We start from the raw sequence: 7,110 nt of genomic DNA, 5'->3' as shown, positions 1-7,110 counted from the left end.
ATCGTCAAAGACTTCTTCGCCCATAGCCTCGTCGTAGAGCTCTTCGGGATCACCGAATCGCCCCTCCCGGAGTTCCTGGGCCATAACCGGAAGACAGCTTGCGGATCTAAGCTGCAAGCCGATCGCCTGAAAAACATGGAATGGTCGACTATCAAGAAGACAGCGGCGACGGACAATGTCGAGGATTTTTCTATAAAACCGCATTTCTTCAGCATTTCTTCAGGGGAATACTCGACCGTCAGGACGAGTGGATCACGTAAAGGACGGTTTTCTCTGACCTGTACCCTTCTTGTTCTATTTACGTAACTGCCTAAAAGATTAAGCTTCTCGGCGAGATCCTGGCATTTCGCCAGCTGCGCTTTATCAGAGTGATCCAGGAGTTCAAGCTTCTCAAGAAATTGCTTAAACAAAGGCGATTGGCTGATGAAGCGGCTGTTTTTCATGCCTTCAACTGCTGCTGCCAGCAACGATTTATCCGGCGGAACCCGGGCCAAGGCGTTCCCGGCTTGCACGGCCGGACGATTAGCTTCAAGGAGTTCCTCGAACATACCATGCGTCTCAAAAAAGCTCTCGTCGATCAGGCGAAGCAGGCTATGCAGGTCGGTGTTGCTGTTGTTGACGGGCGTAGCTGAAACACATAGAACCGCACCCGCATTTGCGGCAAGACATTCGCCGAGATGAAAGGTTGTTGTCGCCGGGTTCCGCATGTAATGCGCTTCATCGAAGATCACCATGTCGAAAGGCTCATACCCCAAATCCCAATGACGAAGTTCACGTAGGAAGGATGTTTTCACTGACCCAGGTGGCTCCATATCCGGTGGCTCGTCCAACAGCCGCAATTCAGCTCTCGGGGGACGTAACCCGGTATAGGTAGCAATCAAAACGAAGGATTGGCCCGGCCCCATCATCCTTAATTCCATGATTTCTCTTTCTAGATCTGAGAATCCCACGATCCTGGCATCCAGTAGGAATTTGCTGCGGAGTTCCTCGCGCCACTTTTCGGCAAGAATCTTTGGGCAGACAACCAGCAGTCTTTCCGCCTGGCGCCTAGCCTGCAGTTCCATCCAGATAAGAGCAGACTCGATTGTTTTTCCCAGACCGACCTCATCGACCGACCTCATCGGCGATGATCAGCCTCTCTGTGGGAGAGTTAATGAATTTGAGGACTGGTTTGAACTGGTAAGGGTAGAAATCGATCTGAGCCGCCTCCATCGAGTAGATTACCTCGTAGAGGGTACCCTTGAGCTTTTCATAAGTAATCAACCGTTGAAGATCTCGGGTCTTTCCGAAATGCCCATCGCGCAGACGCTCTTCTATCGTCCCTTGTCCAATTTTATGTCTCGCCTCCAGGCAAGCCAGAGGACGAAAACTAGTGCCGCCGCCGGGATAGGACAACTGCACCATGATGTGAGGTCCTGCCACGTTCCAATTGCCGGTGTATTGCCCAGGCTGGGCAGGATTGTTGCGGTCAATCACCCAATCTCCGGGAGAGAAGGGAATATCTCCGTTATGGTTTTTTTCATTCATAAATATCTCTTTTGGTTCCTATTCGATATTCACGCTCCCAGTCAGGCCAAGATCTTCGAGTATTTGCTTAAGATCATTTTCGAAGCTGGGTGCCATTTGCCCATCGACAGTTACGGCAAAATGAATTCCAATCTTGAGGTCGGAGCCGCTCCGCAGTTTTGGCAATACCTTCGTTCCCAGTCGATTCCAGATTTCGGGCGGCACATTTCCAAAAATACGGAATGTCCTTTTGGTGGCTCCTGGTGCTGTTTCTGGCTCGGGCTCCAGACGTGGCTCAGGGGTCGGCTTGGGCATTGGTGTGGGGCCCGGCTCAGGCACACCAACCGGCACGGCCTTAAGAGCCCTGGCCTTGGCCTGCAAGAGCAAGAAAACGCCGGACTCAAAGGTAACCTCCACCGGATCAATAACTTCATTGAACAAGACGCGTTCATAACCGCCATCTGGCTTTAGATTAGAAGCCAGCCCAAAATCACCTCGGGAAACGAACTCAACAATCTTGTTGCGCAATATGGCGTCCGGGTCCAAAAGGCGCGTCAAGGAGCCGTTCAGAAAGCTCTGGCGAAGGCTGGCTAAGGGCCAGGCGCCGGCATCTTTTAGGGCTGGAGGCCAGTTCCGCTCGATATAGCCCGCCCCGACAGATTCATTCAACAGGGCCTGTGATTTCAGCGCCGTGATCACCCGCCCGCAAAGGGTTTCACTGCCGCTGGAATGCCCAGCACCAAGGTCAATGGTCTTAAGTCCGTCAGGTTCCTGATTATCGGCGATGACCACAAAACGATAACCGCCCCATACCTCATCTTTAGCCATTTCTTCCGCATCAGCTACCTTTGACTGAATCTCCGCCCGGTCAGCCCGGTCAAAATCCCCACCCAGGGTTCCCTCGGCGATTTCCTTGGCCACTCGCTTCCAGGCGAGCCAAAGCTCGACCTTCGCCCGTAAGTCGCGGCCAGGTTTTTTAAGGCACCATACGAGGGCTCCAGGATAAAGCCGCGGCGATTTACCTCGCTGCTTGGTCCATTCGGCAATCTGCTGGCGCTGCGCCCCTTCTCCCGTCCAACCGGACCCCGGATCGACGATAACCAGGGTAAGTTTCGGCGTGTCCTGAACAGCGGTGCCTTCCGACGGAAACAGCACCAGCGGGATACTGACGCCCCGTTCAAACTCTTTTTTGATAAGAGACCGCATGGCCGGTTTAATCTCGGACTCCTCATCCAGAGAGGCCCGCCGGTCGTTGACGACTTTCTTGATGGTCGGCTGATGGCTAATCTTGAAGCCATCTGATCCCACCCGCCTAATGAAATATGATTTGGCTTCGAGTGTAAATGCTGCCGTGTCCACCGAGGTGGTATCAACTTCCGGCTCGCCCAGGGCAAAACGTAGCTCTGGCAAATGCGCTATCTTATCGATCTGACCGCCTGAGGACTCGAAGAGAATCGCCGTGCCGACGCGGCGGTGAATGTTTCGTAAGGCTCCCTTGGTATCCGCATCCAGAGCCCGGGCGTGGGACTGTGCCCCCGAAATATCGGAGTCGATGGCGGCCATTAAGCGAGATTCACCTAATTGCCCCAACACCACGCTTCGGAATTCCGGTACCTCCAGTGGTGCAGACCCGAGGGTGATCAGCGGCTCCCGTCGAGCCTCAGTGAACCCGGTCCGGTAAGCCCAGGAAATCCACTGGGCCAGCATGGCCAGCGTCCCGCGCGTCTGTTGATACTGGGATAGCGCCTGCCACTTACGCTGAAAAACCGATAGCGTCGCGGGGTGGAAAGGGTAGCAGACCTCAAAGCGGCTGCGCAGGTATTCCCTCGCCTTGGCCTCTGTGGTGGCGCTGTTCACCGCCGTCCATTCCGATGGCAGTTGCGCCCGCCGCTCAAAACACCAGTCCGCGTAGCTCTTCGAGACGTTTTTGCGGATGCGGTCGCTGCCGATGTCATCGAACAACCGCCGGCGGACCACCTCGCTGATCTCGGTCTCGTCATTGGCGATGAGATCTTTGGCTACCCGGCGGACGACTCTGGTGATCTTCTCCTGCCACTGCAGGTCCCAGTCGGTCATTTCCACCTGGCTGCGCGGCAGGCTGATAATCGCCACCCCATGCGTCGTGCCGGTAGTGGCCACGGTCAGGTTCTGGATAAAGGCATAAAACTGCTCGGCCAGGCCGCGATGGCGGTTCAGGAAGTTAAGCACCTCGTCAAAAAGCAACAAAACCGGCCAGCCCGCGGCCTTAAAGACGCGGTTCAGAGCTTCTGTTCCGGGTGGCGTGGTCTTGGCTGCCGGGCCTAGTTCCCTGACGCCTGCTGCTCCGGCCAGTTGCCAGGCCACATCAATCCAAGGGGTCTCTCTGCCCTCCTGCGGATCCCAGGCGTTACCCACAAAAGCGGCGACTTTGGCCTGGGGAACGGTTCTAAGGCCCGTGTCCTGGATCAGGGCGTCAATACCTGGATACTCGATGGCCTTGGCCCCATTGGCGGCCATATGGTAGAGTGCTGTCAACGTGTGCGTCTTGCCGCCGCCGAACTGTGTGATAAGGGTCAGGACTGGTGCGGTATTGGCCGTCTCACCTGCTAGCCGCCGGAGCACCATCCCGGCGTGCTCCCGCAGCGCCCGCGTAAAACAGGTCCGGGCAAAAAACGGTTCCGGCTCCCGGTAGTCTTCTGGGGCGGTTTTGGCAATGACCTGCTCCAGGTGAATGGCAAACTCATCCGGGTTGAAAGACCGGCCCTGGCGGACCTCTTGGCGCGGTGTGGCTATCTTGTACCAAGGTTCCATGAGCACACCCCTGTCAACGTCATTTAGAGCTCGGAAGATTCGTTATCCCCCGCGAGTTGCTTTTCCAGTTCCTCCAACGGGGGCAGAATTCCGCTGATCGCCTGCCGTAATGGTTTAATGTCTCTTGCCACCATCTGCCAAATCTCTTGAATACTTATACCCTCATACTGATGAATTAAAACGTCACGCAATCCTGCCAATTGGCGCCAGGGAATGGTAGGGTGGGAGGTCCGGTAGTCATCGGGAATCCGTTTGATGGCCTCCCCGATGACTTCGAAATTTCGGATCACCGCATCCTGGGTCCGGACATCGGCAAAAAAGGCGTCTCTCCCTTCTTGGGTATACTCCAGAATTCGATCAATCCGCTCCAAGATCTGGGCTAAATAAACCCGCGGGTCTTTTTTCATAAGGGTCGCGCCTCCTTCAAAATTCTCCGACGCAACAGCCAATAGAGTCCATCTTCCGAAACCACATCTACCTTTACGCCGAGCAGATCCTGAAGCTCCAGGGTCAAAGCGCTCAGATCCAACAAACTGCGATCTTCGGCCATCTTGACCAACAGATCAATATCGCTCCCCGGCACCGCCTCACGACGGATCACGGAACCGAATACCCGAACATCATTGGCTCCGTGTTTGGCGGCCAGGGCCAGGATGGCCTGGCGTTTTTCTTTCAACAGCTTTTCAATAGTCATGGTTACATACCTCCCTCTGCTACCTCGGGACGGCCAGGAGCATGGCGTCGAGCAGGCGCTTCTCCTCGCTGCCTTTAGGATACAACGCCGAGAGGGCGTTGGCCAGGCGCAGGAAGTCCGGGCCGCGATCTATTTCGGTCTTAATCAGGGTCCGCAAGGCGTTGGCCTGGCCGCCGGCCTGGAGCAGCATGGCGGCGTGGACCCGGTCCAGGGTGGTCGCCCCCGCCTTGGTTACAGCTTCAGCCGTCAGGCCGGATCCGATTCGCCCCCGTTTGCGACCGGAGGTTTTGGGTGGGCGCTGCTTGGCCACCTCGGGGAACAGCCACAGTTGCACGTCCTTGGTGGGTTCGTGCATGATCCAGTCGGCCACGGCGTTGGCTCCGTCCTGGCCGAAGAGTTGCTTGGCCCGCTCGGACACGGCCAGGAGCCGCACCACCCCTTTTTTTGTCTCGATGACCCGGCCCTCCCACCTGGGGAGATCAATGCCCAGCGGTTGCGCAAAACGGCGGACCACGTCGAACACCAGGCTGTAGCCCTTGGCTTTACCCTTCGGAGCGGCTTCCTCCTCGTCCTCGTCGCCGACCGCCTCTTCTCCCTCTCCCTCTGGGAGAGGGCTGGGGTGAGGGCGAGGGTCATTGCCGTTGGTACTCTGGAGCGTCCACAGGAACAGGGCGGTCAGCCGGGCGTCTTCTTCCAAACCGCCCTTGATTCCCTCACCCCGCCTTCGGCTCCCCTCTCCCAGAGGGAGAGGGGCTAAGTTAATGCCTTCGTCTCCCTCTCCCTCTGGGAGAGGGGTTGGGGGTGAGGGTTCATCGGTGCCCAGCACCTGCTCCAGGGCGGTGCGGCCCACCACCTCCCAGACCTTCTCCAAATACTCGGCGAGGGTAACTTCCCGCCCCTCGGCGGTCTCAACCTTGGTGTAGCGGCTGAAAATTTCCAGGGCCGGGCCGATGCAGGCAAAGACTAGGTCTGCGCCGCGGACGCCTTCTGACTGGAGGCGCTCCATCCAATCGCCCACCCGTCTGGGGAGTTCCCGCAGCACCTCCGCCCAGTCGCCCACCCCGGCATCCTTGGGGCGGGGACGGCAGACGAGGTGGACGCTGGTGGCCAGGGCGGCGACTTTCCGTGCATTAAACCGATGCCCCATCTCAGTCGCAACAGGCCAGGAAGTCACGATAACCCAACCTGCGTTCATCATCCCTGTAAGTAAAGCTTCCCAACCTTCCGTTGTCTTATGGGCAAAAACAACGCATCCAATGCCCTTATCCTCCAAGACACTTACCCCTTTGGCGAAGGATTCCTCCACGCCTTCTTCAAAATCTTTACTTGTTTTGGGTTTCTCCTCCTCTCCTGCCACAGTGGTTACTGTTAACTCTTGTCTCTTGGGGACAAGAGGATTTTTTGAATCATTTATATCTTTCAATAGCGGGTGATTGGGCAGAGCTCTCTTCAGCCAAACGAAAAAAAAGTCAGACAAATCTGCATAGGCCACAGCGTCATAATAGGGAGGATCGGTAAACCAAATATTCGCGCTGTCTGTGGGGAGGGGAGATAGTCTTGCATCTGATTGTTGAACCTGTCCAATCTCCCAGTTTGAACCAACTTTTTGAAGAGTTGTTATAATGTTTTGAAGAGTTTGATCAAATCCCCCACTTGAAGATGATGTAGGAACCCCTTCAGCAAAATCCCACATTGCTGGTAAATCGTGACGCGTGAAGATCGACCTGGGACATTCGGCTACGGGCTCCCATCTACAATTGGCGGTAACCAACTCAGCAAATTTGGAAAGCATTAGAGCACATAACTCTGACAGCCCAGGGAATGTGTGATTTTTAGTCTGGCAGGCAATAGCTCTGCATAGCGACGTGAGGCTTACGGTTTGTCGGGCGGTATAGTAATTGCTCCAGTTTTGCATACCGTAAACGCGAGGTGATTGGATTGATCTATGACCATGTCGCCAAGGAAGGGGTTCATCCGGTACCGGGCAGAGGCCCGGTCGGCCGCCCCGTTCCCAGTCTTCCAGAATCTCCTTGAGCCGCTGCTGGGCTTTCCAGACGGCCTGGTAGTCCTGCGCAGTGGGCAGGCGGTATTGACGACCCTCACCCCTTGCCCCTCTCCCA

At 56.1% G+C, this 7,110-nt stretch carries 6 protein-coding genes; all 6 read right to left on the bottom strand.

The window, feature by feature from the left end:
• A partial coding sequence (locus tag JRG72_11245) for a DEAD/DEAH box helicase family protein (GenBank protein ID MBW2135779.1) occupies window positions 1-1,121 on the bottom strand: 1,121 nt, incomplete at its 3' end.
• Window positions 1,105-1,527 (bottom strand): hypothetical protein, encoded by a 423-nt coding sequence (locus tag JRG72_11240; GenBank protein ID MBW2135778.1) that lies wholly within the window; start codon window positions 1,525-1,527, stop codon window positions 1,105-1,107. The genes JRG72_11245 and JRG72_11240, both read right to left, overlap by 17 nt.
• 18 nt (window positions 1,528-1,545) lie before the next feature.
• Entirely contained in the window at window positions 1,546-4,296 is a 2,751-nt protein-coding gene (locus JRG72_11235) for an ATP-binding protein (protein ID MBW2135777.1), read from the bottom strand.
• A gap of 23 nt (window positions 4,297-4,319) precedes the next feature.
• Complete coding sequence (locus tag JRG72_11230) at window positions 4,320-4,703, bottom strand: DUF86 domain-containing protein (protein ID MBW2135776.1); 384 nt, start codon at window positions 4,701-4,703, stop codon at window positions 4,320-4,322.
• Window positions 4,700-4,990 (bottom strand): nucleotidyltransferase family protein, encoded by a 291-nt coding sequence (locus tag JRG72_11225; protein MBW2135775.1) that lies wholly within the window; start codon window positions 4,988-4,990, stop codon window positions 4,700-4,702. The genes JRG72_11230 and JRG72_11225 overlap by 4 nt, the downstream gene beginning before the upstream one ends.
• A gap of 19 nt (window positions 4,991-5,009) precedes the next feature.
• Window positions 5,010-6,137: a hypothetical protein gene (locus JRG72_11220; protein MBW2135774.1), complete on the bottom strand. Its 1,128-nt coding sequence runs from the start codon at window positions 6,135-6,137 to the stop codon at window positions 5,010-5,012.
• Window positions 6,138-7,110: the final 973 nt, after the last annotated feature.

It is taken from the genome of Deltaproteobacteria bacterium, assembly GCA_019309545.1.
Taxonomy (GTDB): Bacteria; Desulfobacterota; Desulfobaccia; order Desulfobaccales; family Desulfobaccaceae; genus Desulfobacca_B.
Note: the sequence above shows the minus strand (reverse complement) of the source record. Positions and strands in the feature narration are given on the sequence as shown.